The sequence below is a fragment of the Vreelandella sp. V005 genome (genome assembly GCF_052645115.1).
The window spans coordinates 123,122-140,956 of the sequence record NZ_JBQXYA010000008.1; the positions used below are offsets into that span (position 1 = coordinate 123,122).

Sequence of the window (17,835 nt, forward strand, 5' to 3'; positions counted from 1 at the left end):
TGTTTCGATGAGCCACACTTTTGACGAAATCAGCCAGCAGCTTAAGCGGCGCCACCGTAAGTCCGCCCGCCTCAAGTGGATAACGATGGGGTCGCTGGGTCTCGCGGGGCTTTTCCTGGTGCTGTTTTTTGCCGATATGCTGACGAAGGGGCTACCCGCCTTTCAGCAGGCATATGTTCAAACGGAAATTAGCTATAACGAAGAAGCTGAAACCGACGGACGGCAAGCATTTGATGAAGAGTTGTTGCCCATTATCAGCCGTACCGTGGTACGCATCATTCCGATGGAGCTTCGCAATAATCCTGAAATGATAGGTACTAGCGAAGAGCAGTGGGTGTTGGCCAACAGTGAGGTGGATCAATACCTTAAAGGCCATCGAAATAGGCTGAGCGCCGAAGAACAGGCCGCGATTGACGAGCGCGTGGAAGCCGGGCAAGTGTCTATGCGCTTTAACGCCACCTTCTTTACCAATGGTGATTCAAAAATAGCCGAAAATGCGGGCATCCTCGCTGCGGTTGTGGGCACCGTGATGACCATGATCGTCACGCTGGCAATTTCTTTTCCGATTGGCGTAATGACGGCTGTTTACTTAGAGGAGTTCGCCCCAGATAACCGATTTACTCAGATTATTGAAATTAATATCAATAACCTCGCGGCGATTCCTTCGATACTGTTTGGTTTGTTGAGCTTGGCGATTTTCATTAATTTCTTCGGCGTGCCCCGCTCTTCCCCGTTGGCAGGCGGTATGACACTCGCGCTGATGACGCTGCCGGTTATCATTATTTCTACCCGTACTGCGCTTCGCAGTGTGCCAGACTCTATCCGCCACGCGGCCTTTGGGGTGGGTTGTTCGCGCTGGCAGGTAGTACGTGATCACGTACTACCCTTGGCGATGCCGGGCATCATGACCGGCTCTATTATTGGTCTTGCACAGGCGATGGGTGAAACAGCGCCGCTTATTATCGTTGGGATGGTGGCATTTATACCCGATGTGGGCGCATCGTTTACCAATGCGGCGACGGTGATGCCTGCACAAATATTTACTTGGTCAGGTGAGCCTGAACAGGCGTTCGTGGAAAAAACAGCCGGCGGTATTTTGGTATTACTCACCATACTCATCTCACTCAACGCTTTCGCCGTTGTATTACGCAAGAAATTTGAGCGTCGCTGGTAGGCCAGTGCGTTATAGAGGACATTACTATGAATAGCCATGCAACTGTAATGAACGGGCAGCAGACACCTGCGGTAGGGCAGCCCTACACACGAAATAACGCAGCCTGCCACGATGTGAGTTTTCGAGTTCGCGATTTGAACTTGTGGTATGGCAAAAATCAGGCGCTGAGTGGCCTTAATATTGACCTTTTCCAGAAGAATGTGACGGCACTGATTGGTCCATCGGGGTGCGGTAAGTCGACCTTTTTGCGTTGCCTGAATCGCATGAACGACCTTATCCCAAGTGTACGCCTTGAAGGGTTGGTGGAAATGGATGGTCGTGACGTCAACGCCTCGAAAATGGATGAAGTAGCGTTGCGTCGCCGGGTAGGAATGGTGTTTCAGAAGCCGAATCCGTTCCCTAAATCGATCTATGAAAATATCGCTTATGCGCCGCGCATGCACGATTTGGTCAGCCGTAAGGCCGAGCAGGATGAGCTGGTAGAAAAGGCCTTGCGCGATGCGGGTTTATGGAATGAAGTGAAGGACAAACTGCAAGAGCCCGGTACCTCCTTGTCAGGTGGCCAACAGCAGCGGCTCTGTATCGCTCGTGCGATTGCGGTTCAGCCGGATGTTATATTGATGGACGAACCGACATCGGCACTCGACCCGATTTCCACCGCGACGATCGAAGACTTGATGGACAAATTGAAGGATCAATTTACCATCATCACCGTGACTCATAATATGCAGCAGGCGGCACGGGTGGCCGACTACACGGCATTCTTCCACCTGGGGGAAATTATTGAGTACAATGATACGAAAGTAATGTTCTCGACACCTGCCCAGAAAAAGACAGAAGATTATATCTCTGGTCGTTATGGTTAACCGGTAGTTTTCAGGCAGGTTTACTGGCAATCAGTGGGCCTGCCTGTTATTTTTTTAATCATCTATATATGTTTTTTCATATGTAGTCGCTGTGTTTTTCAAAAAACAGATAACAGGGGGCCTTTATGTCTCTTCGTATTGGTATTAACGGTTTTGGTCGTATTGGCCGTTTGGCGTTGCGTTGCCTGTGGCCGCAGGTAGAGGCGGGCAAGGTCGAACTTATCCGCATCAACGACCCAGGGGGCGATGCCGCCACCTTTGCTCATTTGCTTGAGTTTGACTCGGTGCACGGGCACTGGGCGCCTGGGAAGGGGATCTCGGCAGCGAATCAAGCGATTGTTGTCGATGGTAAAACCGTTGCCTTCAGTACCAACAATGCGATCGGTGATAGCGCTTGGTCGAGCTGCGATGTGGTCATCGAGTGTTCGGGCAAAATGAAAACCACGACTCAGCTACAGGCGTACCTTGAGCAAGGCGTTGGCCGCGTAGTGGTGAGCGCGCCGGTGAAAGAAGCGGGTGTGCTCAACGTGGTGATGGGAGTAAACGAGCATCTTTACGACCCTGTTAAACACGCGATTGTCACGGCTGCCAGTTGCACCACCAACTGCTTGGCACCGGTGGTTAAAGTCATTCAGGAAACGTTTGGAATTCGCCATGGCTCGATGACCACGGTGCACGACATTACCAATACTCAGACGATTTTAGACGCGCCGCATAAAGATCTCCGCCGGGCGCGTGCCTGCGGCATGAGTTTGATTCCGACCACGACCGGTTCAGCAAAAGCCATTACGGCTATTTTTCCCGAGCTGGAAGGCAAGCTGAATGGCCATGCTATTCGTGTGCCGCTGGCCAACACATCATTGACCGACATGGTGTTCGAGCTTGAGCGCGAAGTGACCGTGGAAGAGGTCAACGCTGCCTTGAAAGCCGCCGCTGATGGCGAGCTTACCGGTATTTTAGGCTATGAAGAGCGTCCCCTTGTGTCGATCGATTACCGCACCGATCCACGCAGTTCGATTATTGATGCGCTTTCTACCATGGTGATCAACGGCACCCAACTCAAACTCTATGCCTGGTATGACAACGAGTGGGGCTACGCCAACCGCACGGCTGAACTTGCTCTGCTGGTTGGGGGTGAGCAGGTGGGTCGTGGCTGAATCGCTGCTAACCAGAGTCAAGGCGTTACCTTTCGAGGTGCGCCAATACATGCTGATTACCGGCAATTACTGGGCGTTCACCGTCACCGACGGCGCGCTGCGCATGCTGGTGGTGATGCACTTTCACCAACTGGGTTACTCGCCGTTAGAAATTGCCATGCTGTTTCTGTTTTATGAAGCCTTTGGCGTGGTGACTAACCTGGTAGGAGGGTGGTTAGGGGCGCGGCTGGGTCTTAACCGCACCATGAATGTGGGGTTAGGGCTGCAGATTATCGCGCTCGCCATGTTGATGGTGCCTGCTAGCCTCTTAACCGTTGCCTGGATCATAGCTGCTCAGGCATTGTCAGGGATTGCTAAAGACCTTAACAAAATGAGCGCGAAAAGCGCCGTTAAGGTGCTGGTGCCTAAAGAGAGCGCCAACGCCAACAGCTCGCTTTACCGCTGGGTGGCGATGCTAACCGGCTCCAAGAATGCACTAAAAGGGCTGGGCTTTTTTGTCGGCGGGCTGCTGCTGACGTTGATTGGTTTCCAAGCTGCTGTGCTGGTGATGGCGGTGATGTTGTGCGGTGTCTTGCTGCTTTCGCTATTGCGGCTCAAGGCAGATTTAGGCCGCCAGAAAGTTAAACCCAAGTTCTCTGAAATCTTCTCGAAATCACGCGCTATTAACGTGCTCTCCATGGCACGCTTTTGCCTCTTTGCAGCGCGAGATGTTTGGTTCGTGGTCGCGCTTCCGGTGTTTTTATACGACCAGCATGGATGGAGCCACTGGACGGTGGGTGGTTTGTTGGCGATATGGGTGATCGGCTACGGCGGTGTGCAAACCCAGGCACCTAAATTGACCCGCTTGATCAAAGGCGATGCGCGAGCACTTACCGCCGGCTGGGCAGCGGCACTGGCGGTGTTGGCGATTGTTTTGGCCATGCTGCCCTTGGCGCAAGTCGGTTGGTTAGTGGTTGGGCTGCTCGCTTTTGGGGTGCTATTTGCGATTAACTCCAGTTGGCATAGCTACTTGATCGTGCATTTTGCCCGCGCTGACGGCGTCTCTATGGATGTCGGTTTCTATTATATGGCCAATGCCATGGGGCGTTTAGCAGGAACGCTGCTTTCCGGTTGGCTATATATGGCTTACGGGCTGAGTGCCTGCTTATGGGTATCCGCGGCTCTAGTGGCTGCCAGCGCTTTAATGGCGCTAGCGTTGCCTAAACAAAAGGGATCATCCGCTCTCCTCTGATAGAGCAAAACGGTGCTGAGGCATTGTTACTGACCACTGCTCTGATGTTGGCGGCTTGTTTAACGCTATTGATTATTCGCTGGCCCCGACTGCAGGGTTGAACATTCCACATAAAGATGTCGAAGTTTCCACCATCCCTCGACGTCGACCCTTAAGCCATGGCCGACAAGCTTAGGGTCAATAAAGAGGAGAACGTCATGGTAACAATGGCGCTGATAGAGCGAAGAGTCTGCTGGTAGACCTGCCTCGGCGACTGCGACGTTGGCTAATCCTCCACAGCAGCCGTGGCGAGGGGATAAGCGAACGGTCACGGCCCCTCCGTTTTGTTTAATAAACGCTATGGCACTACTGCCAATTTCGATGATGCTGTTCATCTTAGCTCACTTCGTTATCTCGCTTATCAGGGCTGCGGGTAATAAACGGTTTCGCCATCCTCTTTAATAAAGTGAGGTATAGGTTGTTCTAGCAAATCCAACACCTGCTCCGAAGGACGGCAAAGCCGAGCGCCTTTATGGGTTATTACAATTGGGCGATTAATCAGAATCGGGTGGGCCATCATCGCGTTGATACGCTGTTCATCGGTAAGAGATGGATCGTCCAGGTTTAGTTCATCATAGGGTGTGCCTTTGCGGCGTAGCAATTCTCGAGGTGATATCTGCATCAGCGCCAAAAGTTCTAGCAGTTTTTCGCGGCTTGGCGGCGTTTCAAGATAATAAATCACCTCTTGGGTTTCCCCAGAAGCCTCGATCATTGCCAGCGTATTGCGCGAAGTACCGCAGTTGGGGTTGTGATAAATAGTGACGGGCATGGTGACCTCACGATTGATTAGCTGTTTTTGCTTCCGGGAGCATTGCGTTGAGAAGGCGTGGTTTTAAAAGCAGGTGAAACCTTGGTGGGGTCAACGTGGCTTTTATAGTTAGCTGCGGCTTCCGCCCACCACATGAGTTGTCCTAGTGTGCGCCCAACATATCGCTCCCAGCGCTCCTGATCCTCGGCAAAATGGCCGTCTTCGTTCAGCGCTTCCTGGGATTTTGGTATATGTACCATGGCTGACACCGGCAGGCAGCCAAGCTCCGAAAGAAACGACCGCATGGCGACGGAGGCGCGCACACCGCCCCATTGACCCATGGAATAGGTAACGATCGCACTGGGTTTGAACGCAAACAGCGATGCGCCGAAATGATTAAGCAGATGGCTAAGCGCTGGGCTTATGGAGTGGTTATATTCAGGGCTGACCATGACATAACCATCGGCGTCACTGATTTTGTCGGCCAGTTCCGCCAAGTCACTCGGCGCATCGGCTTTTGCATAGGCAAAGTGGGGTTTGAAAGGATCACTTAAGTTTAATGTTAGTGGGTCAATGATCTCGGCTGTTGTATGGGGTAGTGACGAAAGCAAACGTTCGCATGCCTTTGCAACCCGCTCGCCAAGGCGGGCAGGGGAAGGAGGTCTGCTCGTTCGGGTGGATCCTAAAAATATTAAATAGTGTGCCATGGCATTGATTACCTATTGACTGTTTTCTGCTGGGAAATGGTGGCGGGTTTTGTTGGCAATACGCACTAATGCAAGCATAAGCGGCACTTCAACCAGCACCCCGACGACCGTGGCCAGCGCAGCGCCTGACTGTAAGCCAAACAGCGCGATAGCAGCGGCGACCGCCAGTTCAAAGAAGTTACTGGCGCCTACCATGGCGCCTGGGGCGGCAACGTTGTGCGGCACACGCCAGGCTTTGGCCCAGCCATAGGCTATAAAGAAAATCAAAAACGTCTGGATAATGAGCGGTATCGCAATCAAGACAATATGCAGCGGATTATTAATGATGACCTCGCCCTGGAAAGCAAATAGCAGTACCAAGGTGATGATCAAGCCAATGGGCGTGATCGGGCCGACGCGCTTCATAAAGACGTGGTCGTACCACTCTGCGCCGCGTTTCTTGATCAAGCTTTGCCGCGTGATATAGCCCGCCGCGAGAGGAATGACAATGTAGAGTAAGACTGACAAAGCCACGGTATCCCAGGGCACCTGAATGTTGGAGATGCCCAGCAGGAAAACCACGATGGGCGCAAAGGCGAACAGCATGATCAGGTCGTTGAGCGCTACTTGCACCAGCGTGTAGGCAGCATCACCGCGGGTTAAGTAGCTCCATACAAATACCATGGCGGTACATGGCGCGGCACCCAAAAGGATAGCGCCCGCCAGGTACTGGCTGGCTAACTCGGCGGGAATAAGTGGCCGGAAAATAACCATCAGGAAGAGCCAGGCAATGGCAAACATCGTAAAAGGTTTGATCAGCCAATTAACCGTGGTGGTAATAATCAACCCTTTTGGTTGGCGCCGCACGCCCAGCAGCGAGGTGAAGTCAATCTGTGCCATCATCGGAAAAATCATCGCCCAGATAAGCACGGCCACTGGTATCGATACCTGCGCTACTTCAAAGCGTGACAAGGTTTCCGGCACAGAGGGAATAAATTGCCCAACTAAAATGCCCGCTATAATGGCGAGTGCTACCCATAAAGAGAGGTAGCGCTCGAATGTTCCCATTCCTTCTGCGGTGGAGGGGGAGGCATGATCGTTCGATGCTGACATGCGAAACTCCTTATTAGATGGCGCGTTGATTGACCCGTTTAGAAACTTCTTCAGTGCTCTCTTTACGCTCCGAATAGCGATCCGTCAGTAGTTCGCTGCGGTCACGCACCAACAGCGTAAATTTCACCAGCTCTTCCATGACATCGACGATACGGTCATAAAAAGGAGAGGGTTTCATGCGGTCATTCTCATCAAATTCCATAAAGGCTTTGGGCATTGAGGACTGGTTAGGAATCGTCAGCATGCGCATCCAGCGGCCTAAAATGCGCAGTTGGTTAACGGTGTTAAAAGACTGGGAGCCGCCACACACCTGCATGAGGGCTAAGGTTTTGCCTTGAGTCGGGCGCACGCCGCCTAACGAAAGCGGAATCCAGTCGATCTGTGCTTTCATAATGCCGGTCATTGCGCCATGGCGTTCAGGGGAGCACCACACCATGCCTTCCGCCCACTGGGCTAACGTGCGTAGTTCGTCAACTTTAGGATGGCTGGCATCTTCAGCATCCGGTAGCGGCAAGCCTTTTGGATCAAAAATTCTGGTGTCGGCACCCATGGCGTTCAGTAGTCGCGCCGCTTCTTCAACGGCTAAACGACTAAACGAGCGTTCACGCAAAGAGCCATATAACAGCAAGATTTTAGGCGCGTGCTCGGCGCCTGAGGTAAGGCCCAGTGACATGTGCACAGGTGATTTGAAGCATTCAGCTTCTAGATTGGGTAAGTCATTTAGTGGGGGCATAACGATTACCTGTTGAGCGCCGGTTTTGTTGAGTGGTTTTATGATATATGTTTTTTCATATATTAATAGTGCTGCGTGTAACTGCAATATTGCCGTCATGAAGCCAACGTAAAGTGACAGCCATTCATTACACCAGAGGCTGTTTAGTTATGTCGAAGCGCCGTGTGCTGTTCCTTTGCAATGCTAACTCTGCACGATCATTGATGGGGGAGGTGCTGCTTCGTCATATGGCGGGGGATCGCTTCGAGGCGTATAGCGCAGGTTCTGAGCCCGATGCCCCTCATAAACTGACGCTGGAAGCACTTACCCAGCAGGGGCTTTCCATAGAGGGGCTTCACAGCAAGGCGCTTGAGCAGTTCGAGGGCATGGCGTTCGACTATATCATTATCCTTTGTGACAAAGCCCAGCAAGCCTGCCGAGACTGGCAAGGCCAAGCGGGTGAAGTGCTCTTCTGGGATATTCGTGATCCACGCCTGATCAATAAACCTGATGCCTACCCGCAAGCGCTTCAGGAAATTCGTCGTCGCCTGCAGCTATGGCTACCGCTGCATACGGCTGACTAAAGGGAGGGCGCGAGATGAAGTGGGTTAATAATTTAAGCGTTAAGGCGAGCTGGACATTGGTGCTGGCGGCGTTTAGTGGTTTAGTTGTGATCATTGGGGTGCTTGGGCTGTTTGCCAACCACTTTGGCCGCGATGCTCTTACTTCGCTGCACCAACGCGATATGGCGCAGATAAGTGAGCTCAATAGCGCCTATACACAGTTACTGCGTGCACGTATTCAAATGAACCGGGCGGCGGAGTTAATTCGCACGCCGTCATTTGATCGGCCCGACCCACTTATTGAAGAAGCGCAGCGCTTGCTGGACGCTGCCACGCAAAACTTTAAACAATTTTCGACGAGTAACTTTGCGCCTGAGCAGCAAGCGCTGGTCGACCAGCTCACCGCCGACTTCCAATCCTTCGTAAACAATAACCTCAGTTTACAGATGATGATGCTGGAAGAGCGTGATGTGTCGGGTTTTCTTTCCGGTGAATCGCGGGTAGATGGTAGTAGCCAGCAATTTGTGCAGAGTGCTGAAGTCTTTTTTAACGCCTCCAATGTGCGAGGTAACAGCTTGCTTGCGCGTTTCGAGCAAGTCTCATCGCTGCTTTTTTGGGGCGTGATTGCCGCCCTCGGCGCTGCGTTTTTGGTTGTAACGGTCGTCGTCTGGGGCGTACGTAGAAATGTGCTGCGCCCCTTGAAGACCATTACCGGGCACTTTCAGCGCATTGCGAAGGGTGATCTTTCTACGCCTGTCACCACGCACTCGAACAATGAAATCGGCCAGCTGTTCAGTGAGCTAGCCAGCATGCAAACCGCCTTGACGGCAACCGTTGACCGACTGACGACTAGCAGTCAGCAGGTATATAGCAATAGCCAAGAAATGACGGAGCAAAATCAGCTTTTAGCCAGCCAGACGGACAGGCAAGTGTCTGCCTTGCAGCAGATGGCGGCGAGCCTGGAGCAGCTAACCGCCACCGTGAACCAAAATGCTGAAAGCGCGGCGCATGTCAGTCAGTCCACCGCTGACGTGTCCCATAAAGCGCAGCAGGGTGATGAAGTGATCACGCAGTTTATCGCGACGATGGACGACATCAACAGTCACTCCGCTGAAATCCAAAGCATCATTCGTATGATCGAAAGCATTGCGTTTCAAACCAATATTCTGGCGCTCAATGCCTCTGTCGAAGCGGCGCGCGCCGGTGAGCACGGGCGCGGCTTTGCGGTGGTCGCTAATGAAGTACGCGCGCTGGCAACACGCAGCGCGAATGCCGCCAGTGACATACGCACGCGTATAGAGGCTTCGAGTGCGAGTGTCCAGCAGGGAAGTGTGTTGTCGCAACAGGCAGGAGAGCATACCCGTGCCATTATGCAGGCGGCGGGTAACGTGAATACGCTAATGACGCAAATAGCCGATGCTTCTGAAGAGCAGCGGCGTGGCATTGAAGAGGTCAATCAGGCGGTCGTGCAAATTGATACCACGACCCAAGAAACCATGCACTTGGTGAATCAGGCGGCTCAGAGTGCCGAAGGACTCTCCCAAGAAGCGTTGCAAATGCGTGAATACGCCGGGCAGTTTAGCGTAGCTGAGTATCCCCTTGATGCATCAAAGGCTGGCAGTAGTGAAGACTACCCTGAATGGGAGCAGCTAAGCCATCAGCCTTCTGACGCATCGGATGTAGACATTCACAGGACATTCACAGCCACGGCTACGAGCGTCTAACGACGTCTGCTTAAGCCGTTGAACGATTATGTGCGTTTATTCAGAGGCATAAGCGTTATTATGCGGTTTTCTCTGAGTGTCGCGTATGGTGTTATTTCTTCAACGGTTAGTGGCACCCGTTTCCGCTTTCTCTCGATGCTTAGTCGGCGATCCCATGCTATTGGTGATGGGAGGGTTAGGAATCGTTTTGCAGTGGCTGCACCCTCAATCGCTGTTTCAACTGGCGGAGCGGGTTCACTGGACCACCATTGCGGTATTGACTGGCCTGATGCTGCTCAGCAGGGCGTTAGAGCTGAGCGGGTATTTAACGCTTTGGGGTCGGATATTATTAGTCCATCTGCGCGGTGAGCGACGGCTAGCGATGGGGTTGGTGATTGGCTCGATGGCTAATTTAATCGCGCTGCGTTTAGCTCGTCAGCCGGGCATGTGGCGAGAGTTTCATCATTGGTCATTACCCGTGTTAGGGCTGGCTTGGCTGTTTGCCGTGGTATTGAAAAGCGCCCTGACATGGTAGCCAGGGCGTTCTAGGGTATGGGTGAGTTGATTAGTCGATGAGTTCGACGGCGACCGCCGTCGCTTCGCCGCCGCCAATGCATAAGCTAGCGATACCACGCTTGCCACCACGCGTGCGTAATGCGTGGATTAAGGTGGCGATAATACGTGAGCCGGTCGATCCAATCGGGTGGCCTTGGGCGCAGGCACCGCCAAACACGTTTACTTTTTCGTGGGGCAAGCCTAGATCATCCATCGCCATCAGTGTGACCACTGCGAAGGCTTCATTAATCTCAAACAGATCGACGTCATTCACCCCCCAGTCGAGCTTTTTCATCAGCTTTTCGATGGCGCCAACGGGTGCGATGGTGAATTCGCTCGGGTGGCGTGAATGAGTAGCGTGCCCCAGCATGCGTGCTAGCGGTTTGATGCCCTGTTGATCCGCTGCTGCCTGACTTGCCAAGATAAGGGCTGAAGCGCCATCGGAGATCGAGCTGGCGTTGGCGGCCGTAATCGTGCCCTCTTTGGCAAAGGCAGGCCGGAGCTGGCGAATTTTGTCGAGCTTTGCTTGGAAGGGCTGCTCATCGTGCTCGACAAGGGTTTCGCCCTGGCGAGAGGTGACCATCACCGGAGCCATCTCGGCGTTTAGGTGGCCAGCGTTGGTGGCTTCCATGGCGCGTTCAAGAGACGCAATGGCAAAATCGTCCAGGCGTTCGCGGGTGTAGCCACGTTCGGTGGCCACATCTTGGGCAAACACGCCCATTAGTTTGCCCGTTTCGGCGTCTTCCAGCCCATCCAAAAACATATGGTCTTTCAGCTCGCCGTGCCCCAGGCGGTAGCCACTCCGCGCTTTGGTCAACAAGTGCGGGGCGTTAGACATGGACTCCATACCACCTGCCAGCAAAATATCGCCGCTGCCTGCTTTGATTAAGTCGTGGGCAAGCATAGTGGCCTTCATTCCCGAGCCGCACAGCTTGTTAATAGTGGTGGCGCCATTGGCATCGGGAATGCCGGCTTGGCGCATGGCTTGGCGTGCTGGGCCTTGTTTGACACCGGCAGGCAGTACGCAGCCCATAATGCCTTCGGTGATAGCAGCAGGGTCGATGCCGGATGCTTCAATGGCGGCTTTAATGGCGGTTGCGCCGAGCTGGGGCGCGGTCATATTTGCAAGGCTTCCCATCATACCGCCCATTGGTGTGCGTTTAGCGGCTAGAAATACCACATCTGTAGGGTGGCTCATGGTCAATCTCCTTCAGGATTATTATGATTGTCAGGGTAATTATCAGGGTGAAAACCGGTTGATACGTTGACCCGTAGGCGGCGCTGTGGTTCTCTCAAAAGTAACCAAGCAAGCGCTAGTGTAAACGACATGAATGTAATGAATGCATCCCCTCGCCGCAAGGAATTGACGCGCCTAGCCGCTCAGCTCTTCGTTCAAGAGGGCTTTGATCGCACCACCGTACGTATGCTGGCGCAAGAAATGGGTATCAAGTCCGGTAGCCTGTTTCATCATTTTAAAGATAAGCAGGAAATCCTCGCTGCGGTTATAGAAGAGGGTACTCAAAATGCCTTGTTAATTGCGCGCAAAGCACTGGAGGAATGCGTCGCTGAGCCTGAAATGCGCCTGCGTGTCATGGCCCGTGCCCATCTCGAAACCCTCTTTACTGACCGCAATGCCCATGTGGTGGCACTGTTTGAGTGGCGTCGCCTTGACCCGGCGGCAAGTGCCCATTTAAGTCATTTGCGCGATGCTTACGAAGCACTATGGGTCGCTGTTATTGATGACGCCCTTGAAGCAGGATTGATCCATGGTGATCGCTTTCTCGTTTCCCGCTTTGTGCTTGGAGCGCTTAATTGGACCGTGCGCTGGTATGACCCTAATGGTTCACGCTCACCCGACGACCTCGCTGATGAGCTCGTCGCCATGATTATGCCCACGCCTGTTTAACCTTCTCTTTTAATCACTCCTACTAACGTCTAGCGTTTTAACGGGTGAGAGTGCTTGCGCTCTACGCCAATTACTTTTAGCGTTGCTTTTATCTTTAGGTTTCCGTTAACGTCAACGGATAACTGTAGCAGCTTTGCTTACGTCCTACCTGAAATAACGAGTGCTCATTTCCAACAACACAAGAGAGCCGTCATGACAGCCACACCTTTATCATTGCCCGACTACCACCACTATCTAGAGAAATTTTCTATTGAGCGTGTTGTCGCCCGCTTGGACGACCACCAGGATGGTTTACTGAACGCTTTTGAAGCGTGCTGTGGTCGCCATGTACGTGCCGGGCGCGGCGATGTGCAGGCACTGGTTCAGGAAGATATTAACGGTGACGTGCATAGTTTGACCTACGCGGAGCTGGATGAACAAAGCGCCAAGTTGGCGGGTTGGTTTCAAGCACAGGGGTTGGGCCAGGGTGACCGTGTTGCTTGTATGCTGCCGCGGACGCCACAGCTTCTAATAGCGGTGCTCGCCACCTGGCGCATTGGTGCGGTTTATCAGCCGCTTTTCACCGCTTTCGGCCCTGATGCAGTGGACTATCGTCTTGGGCGTGCCGATACAAAATTAGTCATTACAGATCAAGCCAATCGCTATAAATTTGATGGTCTCAGCCAGTGCCCACCAGTGCTGGCAGTGGGCGGGGTCACTAGTGAACACGCCAATGATCACGATTGGCAGGTTGCGTTGACGCATACGTCAATGAGCGCTGAGCCGCCGCGCCTCTCGCCTGAAGCGCCCTTCCTGCAAATGTTTACCTCCGGCACGGTGGGTAAACCAAAAGGGGTTGCTGTACCGCTCTCGGGCATGACGGCATTTGCCATCTATATGGAGTTGGCCATTGACCTTCGCGATGATGACCGGTTCTGGAACATGGCTGACCCGGGTTGGGCCTATGGGCTTTATTACGCTATAACCGGACCGCTATTGCTTGGCGTGACCACCCACTTCTGCGAAGCAGGGTTCAGCGCCGAAGGGGCGTTGGCGTTTATGAAGCGCCACCACATTACTAATTTTGCCGCTGCACCTACTGCGTACCGGTTAATGAAAGCGTCTGGGCTATTTGATGATGCCCATGAAACGCTAGAGCTACGTGCGGCGAGTTCGGCGGGTGAGCCTTTAAATACTGAAGTCGTGACTTGGGTGGAGAAGTCGCTTGGCTGTCCGGTGATGGATCATTATGGCCAAACCGAAACTGGCATGACTTGTAATAACCACCATGCGCTTGATCATCTTAAACATGTGGGTGCCATGGGAGTGCCGATGCCGGGTTATCGTTTGGCAATTTTAGACGCTGAGTATCATGAGCTGCCCGCCGGGGAGCCAGGGGTGCTCGCCGTGGATATCAAGAATTCACCCGCACATTTCTTTCAAGGCTACACCTGGCAAGAAAAAAATCCGTTTGTAGAAGGTTATTACCTGACAGGTGATGTGGTGATCCGCAACGAAGATGGCACCTTCCAGTTTGCTGGCCGTGATGACGATATCATCACAACGGCAGGCTACCGCGTTGGGCCTACGGATGTCGAAAACAGCGTAATGACGCACCCGGCGGTCGCTGAGTCGGCGGCAGTTGGGCAGCCTGATGAAATTCGGGGCGAGGTAATTAAATCCTATGTCGTTCTTCGCGACGGTTTCGAAGCAAGTGATGCGCTCGCTGATGAGATTAAGCAGCGAGTGCGAGAGCGGCTTTCAACGCATGCCTTTCCGCGCATTATCGAATTTGTGGAAGAGTTGCCTAAAACACCCAGCGGTAAAATTCAGCGATTCAAATTGCGTGCCCAGGCAGCAGAAGACGCCAAGATTGGCGAATAAACATAACGGCCACAGGGAATACGGTTATGCAGGTTAAGGACAGTACCTTTTTGATTACGGGTGCCGCTTCAGGATTGGGAGCTGCGACTGCGGAGCGCCTAGTTGCTGCAGGTGCTCGCGTTGTGTTGTGTGATCTCAACGACAGTGTCAATGCGCATGCTCAGCAGCTGGGGCCAAGCGCCCGCGCCTTTCTGGCGGATATTGCCTCTGGTGAGCAAATGCAGAAGGCAGTGGAGGAGGCTGTGGCGCTGGGAGGTGAGCGCGGCTTGTCGGGCGTGGTGCATTGTGCCGGCGTAGTGAGCGTTGCCAAGCTGGTTGATAGAGAGGGCAATCCCGCTGATTTAGAAAGCTATATCAATACGATCAATATCAACTTGGTGGGCACGTTTAACGTGATGCGACTCGCCGCTGCCGCGATGGCAAAAAATCAGCCGGGCGATAGCGGTGAGCGTGGCGTGATCATTAACACGGCTTCTATTGCTGCGTTTGACGGGCAAGTGGGCCAGTGCGCTTATAGCGCCTCTAAAGCCGGTGTCGTGGGAATGAGTCTTCCGGCTGCGCGCGAGCTTTCCCGGCATGCCATTCGCGTCATGGCGATTGCCCCTGGGGTGTTTGAAACGCCGATGATGAGTGAAATTCCGGATGAGGCTGCCCAGGCATTGGCGGCAGCAGTGCCGTTTCCGAAGCGGCTGGGGCGTCCGGATGAGTTTGCGCAATTAGCTGAGCAGATCATTACCAACCCGATGCTTAATGGTGAGTTGATCCGCTTGGATGGCGGTATCCGTATGCAGTAAGGCGTTATCGATGCTTTAAATGACTCGTCGGCTTTTGGCTGGCGAGTTTTTTTTGATTAACGCTTTGTTGGTTGGTTGGGCGACTAAAGTTCTAGCGTGTTTTGGCACTATATTCAAACGGGCGCTTGACTCTACTAGACGTCCGCGCTAATTTTCAAACATGTGTTTGAATGCCATTTTCTTAATGCATCGCTAGGCTTTCAATCCCCCCTTATTGGCAGGCGAGTGTTCCAGGAGATATATCATGCCCAGCTATCAGGCCCCTATTCGTGATATGCGTTTCGTTATGGACGAAATGCTTGATTATCCCGCCCATTATGCTCGCCTACCCAATGGTGACGAAGCATCGCCTGATGTCGTTAGCGCTATCTTGGAGGAGGGCGCACGTTTTGCCCGTGACGTGCTGCTACCGATCAATCAAAGTGGCGATGAAGAGGGCTGCCTGCTAGAAGGGGGTGAAGTTAAAGCGCCTGCCGGTTTTAAAGAAGCTTATCGGCAGTATGTGGAGGGCGGTTGGCCAAGCCTAGCGGCTGATCCAGCCCATGGTGGGCAGGGGTTGCCGCCTTCGCTTGCGATGCTGCTTTCGGAAATGATTTGCGCCACTAACTTGGCGTGGGGCATGTATCCAGGCCTATCCCACGGTGCCGCCGACGCGCTACGCCATCACGGTACCGATGAGCAGAAGGCTACCTACCTCACCAAGCTGGTGGAAGGTGTTTGGACCGGCACGATGTGTCTGACCGAGCCCCATTGTGGTACTGATCTTGGGCTGATCAAGACGCGTTCGGTGCCTGCTGAGGGTGATGCATATGCAATTACGGGTACTAAAATCTTTATCTCAGCCGGTGAGCACGATCTAGCTGAAAATATCGTCCATTTGGTATTGGCGAAACTACCCGGCGCGCCAGAGGGCTCTAAAGGTATTTCGTTATTCGTAGTGCCTAAGTTCCTGCCCGATGCACAGGGCGATGTGGGAGTGCGCAATGGCGTCACCTGCGGTTCGCTCGAACACAAAATGGGCATTCACGGTAACGCCACCTGCGTGATGAACTTCGACGGTGCTACGGGCTACCTGGTGGGGCCGCCCAATAAAGGCTTGGCGTGCATGTTTACCATGATGAACGCAGCGCGGCTGGGGGTTGGGATCCAAGGCTTAGGCCTTATAGAAGCCAGCTTCCAGAATTCACTGAGCTATGCGCGCGATCGGCTGCAGATGCGCGGTTTATCAGGCAAACAGGCGCCTGATAAACCTGCTGATCCAATTATTGTTCACCCCGATGTTCGCCGTATGCTTCTGACCCAGAAAGCCTTCGCCGAAGGTGGTCGTATGTTGGTGTTGTACGCCGCGCAAATGCTCGACGTGGTGGAACATGGTGAGCCCGGTGAAGAGCGAGATCACGCTGAAACCCTGCTTGGCTTGCTAACACCGATTGTTAAAGCCTTCCTGACCGAAGTTGGTTTTGAAAGCACTAATGAGGGCGTACAGATCTACGGTGGTCATGGCTTCATTAAAGAGTGGGGTATGGAGCAATTGGTTCGCGATGCTCGCATTACTCGCCTTTATGAAGGTACTACCGGTATCCAGGCGCTTGATCTGCTAGGCCGTAAAGTACTCATGAGTCAGGGTGAATCGCTGAAGGTATTCACCAAAGAGATTCATAAGTTCTGTAAAGCTGAAGCGGATAATCCCGTGCTTAAAGAGTTTGTCGTACCGCTTTCCAAGCTAAATGCAGAGTGGGGCGAGCTGACCATGGGTGTGGGTATGAAGGCGATGCAAGATCGTGAAGAAGTAGGTGCGGCGAGTGTTGATTACCTTATGTACTCAGGCTACGTCACGCTGGCTTACTTATTTGCACGCGCGGCCAAGCAGGCGTGTGTCTCTCTAGAAGGTGACGATAAAGCCTTTTATGCCGCCAAGTTGAATACGGCTCGCTTCTACTACCAACGGCTATTGCCGCGCACTAAAGCGCATGCACAGATGATTCAGTCAGGCGCTTCCAGCCTAATGGCCATCTCTAGCGAAGACTTTGGCTTGGGATTTGAGATTTAATTAACGGCTAAAACGTGAAAAGAGCACTCTCTGGTCAGGCATTCTGATCGGTGGTTTGCGGCAGAAGGGTAGCCTTCTGCCGCTTTTTTATACGCAATAACTTCTTTTACTTGCTATCTTATTATTCAGGCCTTAAAGTACGCATCCGCTGCCGGGGGCGCCAAGCGTTACCAGCGGTGAATGAAGGTGAAAACCTTCGGTTTGTCAGGTAGTTAGCGGTTTTAGATGTAGTCAGGTTTACATCGAAAACAACGCCCTTGACAACCACCAGGAAATGCGTAGAATACGCCTTCCTCGCTGAGGCAAGCCAAGTCAACGGCCAGCCAAGTGGCTCAGGAAGCCACCGCAGCGAAACCGCTCTTTAACAATTTGATCAGGTAATTCATGTGGGCGCTTGCTGATGTTGGTGACAAATCACCCAATATCAAGGCAAGCGACTCAAGCAATAAAGGTTTTTCGGAACCTGTTTTGAATGAATTCGTTTGAACCTTGAGCCAAGTTTGGTTCGCTTCTGTTGCTTCGGTGACAGGCAAGAACCACATCGATCTTAAACTGAAGAGTTTGATCATGGCTCAGATTGAACGCTGGCGGCAGGCCTAACACATGCAAGTCGAGCGGTAGCAGGTCCTTCGGGATGCTGACGAGCGGCGGACGGGTGAGTAATGCATAGGAATC

Annotated in this window: 17 protein-coding genes and 1 rRNA gene; 12 read left to right on the top strand and 6 right to left on the bottom strand. The window is 52.9% G+C overall.

Features of this window, described 5'->3' with window-relative positions; translation table 11 throughout:
• Positions 1-7 precede the first annotated feature (7 nt).
• The 4 genes from pstA to arsJ all read left to right on the top strand — a co-directional run bounded on the left by pstA (position 8) and on the right by arsJ (position 4,428).
• Complete coding sequence (gene pstA / locus ACUN8H_RS16320) at positions 8-1,174, top strand: phosphate ABC transporter permease PstA (protein ID WP_445533109.1); 1,167 nt, start codon at positions 8-10, stop codon at positions 1,172-1,174.
• A gap of 26 nt (positions 1,175-1,200) precedes the next feature.
• On the top strand, positions 1,201-2,040 hold the full coding sequence (gene pstB, locus ACUN8H_RS16325) for a phosphate ABC transporter ATP-binding protein PstB (protein WP_290696098.1): 840 nt from the start codon (positions 1,201-1,203) through the stop codon (positions 2,038-2,040).
• A gap of 125 nt (positions 2,041-2,165) precedes the next feature.
• A complete protein-coding gene (locus ACUN8H_RS16330; RefSeq protein ID WP_445533110.1) occupies positions 2,166-3,197 on the top strand; it encodes an ArsJ-associated glyceraldehyde-3-phosphate dehydrogenase in 1,032 nt (343 codons plus the stop codon).
• Positions 3,198-3,246: 49 nt separating this feature from the next.
• On the top strand, positions 3,247-4,428 hold the full coding sequence (gene arsJ / locus ACUN8H_RS16335; RefSeq protein ID WP_445533128.1) for an organoarsenical effux MFS transporter ArsJ: 1,182 nt from the start codon (positions 3,247-3,249) through the stop codon (positions 4,426-4,428).
• A gap of 65 nt (positions 4,429-4,493) precedes the next feature.
• Here arsJ and ACUN8H_RS16340 read toward each other — a convergent pair whose 3' ends face one another.
• Genes ACUN8H_RS16340 through arsH form a run of 5 tightly spaced genes read right to left on the bottom strand, consistent with a single transcriptional unit; the run spans position 4,494 to position 7,747 of the window.
• The gene (locus ACUN8H_RS16340; RefSeq protein ID WP_445533111.1) at positions 4,494-4,802 is read right to left on the bottom strand and encodes a CC/Se motif family (seleno)protein; all 309 of its coding nucleotides are present in this window, start codon (positions 4,800-4,802) and stop codon (positions 4,494-4,496) included.
• Between the two features lie 26 nt (positions 4,803-4,828).
• Complete coding sequence (arsC, locus tag ACUN8H_RS16345; protein WP_445533112.1) at positions 4,829-5,236, bottom strand: arsenate reductase (glutaredoxin); 408 nt, start codon at positions 5,234-5,236, stop codon at positions 4,829-4,831.
• A 17-nt stretch (positions 5,237-5,253) separates the two neighbouring features.
• On the bottom strand, positions 5,254-5,922 hold the full coding sequence (locus ACUN8H_RS16350) for an NADPH-dependent FMN reductase (protein WP_445533113.1): 669 nt from the start codon (positions 5,920-5,922) through the stop codon (positions 5,254-5,256).
• Positions 5,923-5,934: 12 nt separating this feature from the next.
• Entirely contained in the window at positions 5,935-7,014 is a 1,080-nt protein-coding gene (gene arsB, locus ACUN8H_RS16355; protein ID WP_445533114.1) for an ACR3 family arsenite efflux transporter, read from the bottom strand.
• Between the two features lie 13 nt (positions 7,015-7,027).
• Positions 7,028-7,747, bottom strand: a complete 720-nt coding sequence (gene arsH / locus ACUN8H_RS16360) for an arsenical resistance protein ArsH (RefSeq protein ID WP_445533115.1) — start codon at positions 7,745-7,747, stop codon at positions 7,028-7,030.
• Between the two features lie 149 nt (positions 7,748-7,896).
• Here arsH and ACUN8H_RS16365 point away from each other — a divergent pair, with 149 nt between their 5' ends.
• From ACUN8H_RS16365 to ACUN8H_RS16375, 3 genes are all read left to right on the top strand, one after another.
• A complete protein-coding gene (locus ACUN8H_RS16365; protein WP_445533116.1) occupies positions 7,897-8,310 on the top strand; it encodes an arsenate reductase ArsC in 414 nt (137 codons plus the stop codon).
• A 14-nt stretch (positions 8,311-8,324) separates the two neighbouring features.
• Positions 8,325-10,013, top strand: coding sequence for a methyl-accepting chemotaxis protein (locus ACUN8H_RS16370; RefSeq protein ID WP_445533117.1), 1,689 nt, complete (start codon positions 8,325-8,327; stop codon positions 10,011-10,013).
• Positions 10,014-10,098: 85 nt separating this feature from the next.
• A complete protein-coding gene (locus ACUN8H_RS16375) occupies positions 10,099-10,527 on the top strand; it encodes a hypothetical protein (RefSeq protein ID WP_445533118.1) in 429 nt (142 codons plus the stop codon).
• A 30-nt stretch (positions 10,528-10,557) separates the two neighbouring features.
• Here ACUN8H_RS16375 and ACUN8H_RS16380 read toward each other — a convergent pair whose 3' ends face one another.
• The gene (locus tag ACUN8H_RS16380; protein WP_445533119.1) at positions 10,558-11,745 is read right to left on the bottom strand and encodes an acetyl-CoA C-acyltransferase; all 1,188 of its coding nucleotides are present in this window, start codon (positions 11,743-11,745) and stop codon (positions 10,558-10,560) included.
• 138 nt (positions 11,746-11,883) lie between these two features.
• On the opposite strand from ACUN8H_RS16380, the gene ACUN8H_RS16385 reads away from it, so the two are divergent.
• The 5 genes from ACUN8H_RS16385 to ACUN8H_RS16405 all read left to right on the top strand — a co-directional run.
• Complete coding sequence (locus ACUN8H_RS16385; protein WP_445533120.1) at positions 11,884-12,453, top strand: TetR/AcrR family transcriptional regulator; 570 nt, start codon at positions 11,884-11,886, stop codon at positions 12,451-12,453.
• Positions 12,454-12,645: 192 nt separating this feature from the next.
• The gene (locus ACUN8H_RS16390; protein ID WP_445533121.1) at positions 12,646-14,316 is read left to right on the top strand and encodes an AMP-binding protein; all 1,671 of its coding nucleotides are present in this window, start codon (positions 12,646-12,648) and stop codon (positions 14,314-14,316) included.
• A 26-nt stretch (positions 14,317-14,342) separates the two neighbouring features.
• A complete protein-coding gene (locus ACUN8H_RS16395; protein ID WP_445533122.1) occupies positions 14,343-15,110 on the top strand; it encodes an SDR family NAD(P)-dependent oxidoreductase in 768 nt (255 codons plus the stop codon).
• Positions 15,111-15,354: 244 nt separating this feature from the next.
• Positions 15,355-17,160, top strand: a complete 1,806-nt coding sequence (locus tag ACUN8H_RS16400) for an acyl-CoA dehydrogenase C-terminal domain-containing protein (protein WP_445533123.1) — start codon at positions 15,355-15,357, stop codon at positions 17,158-17,160.
• A gap of 549 nt (positions 17,161-17,709) precedes the next feature.
• Positions 17,710-17,835, top strand: a 16S ribosomal RNA gene (locus ACUN8H_RS16405); the annotation flags it as partial.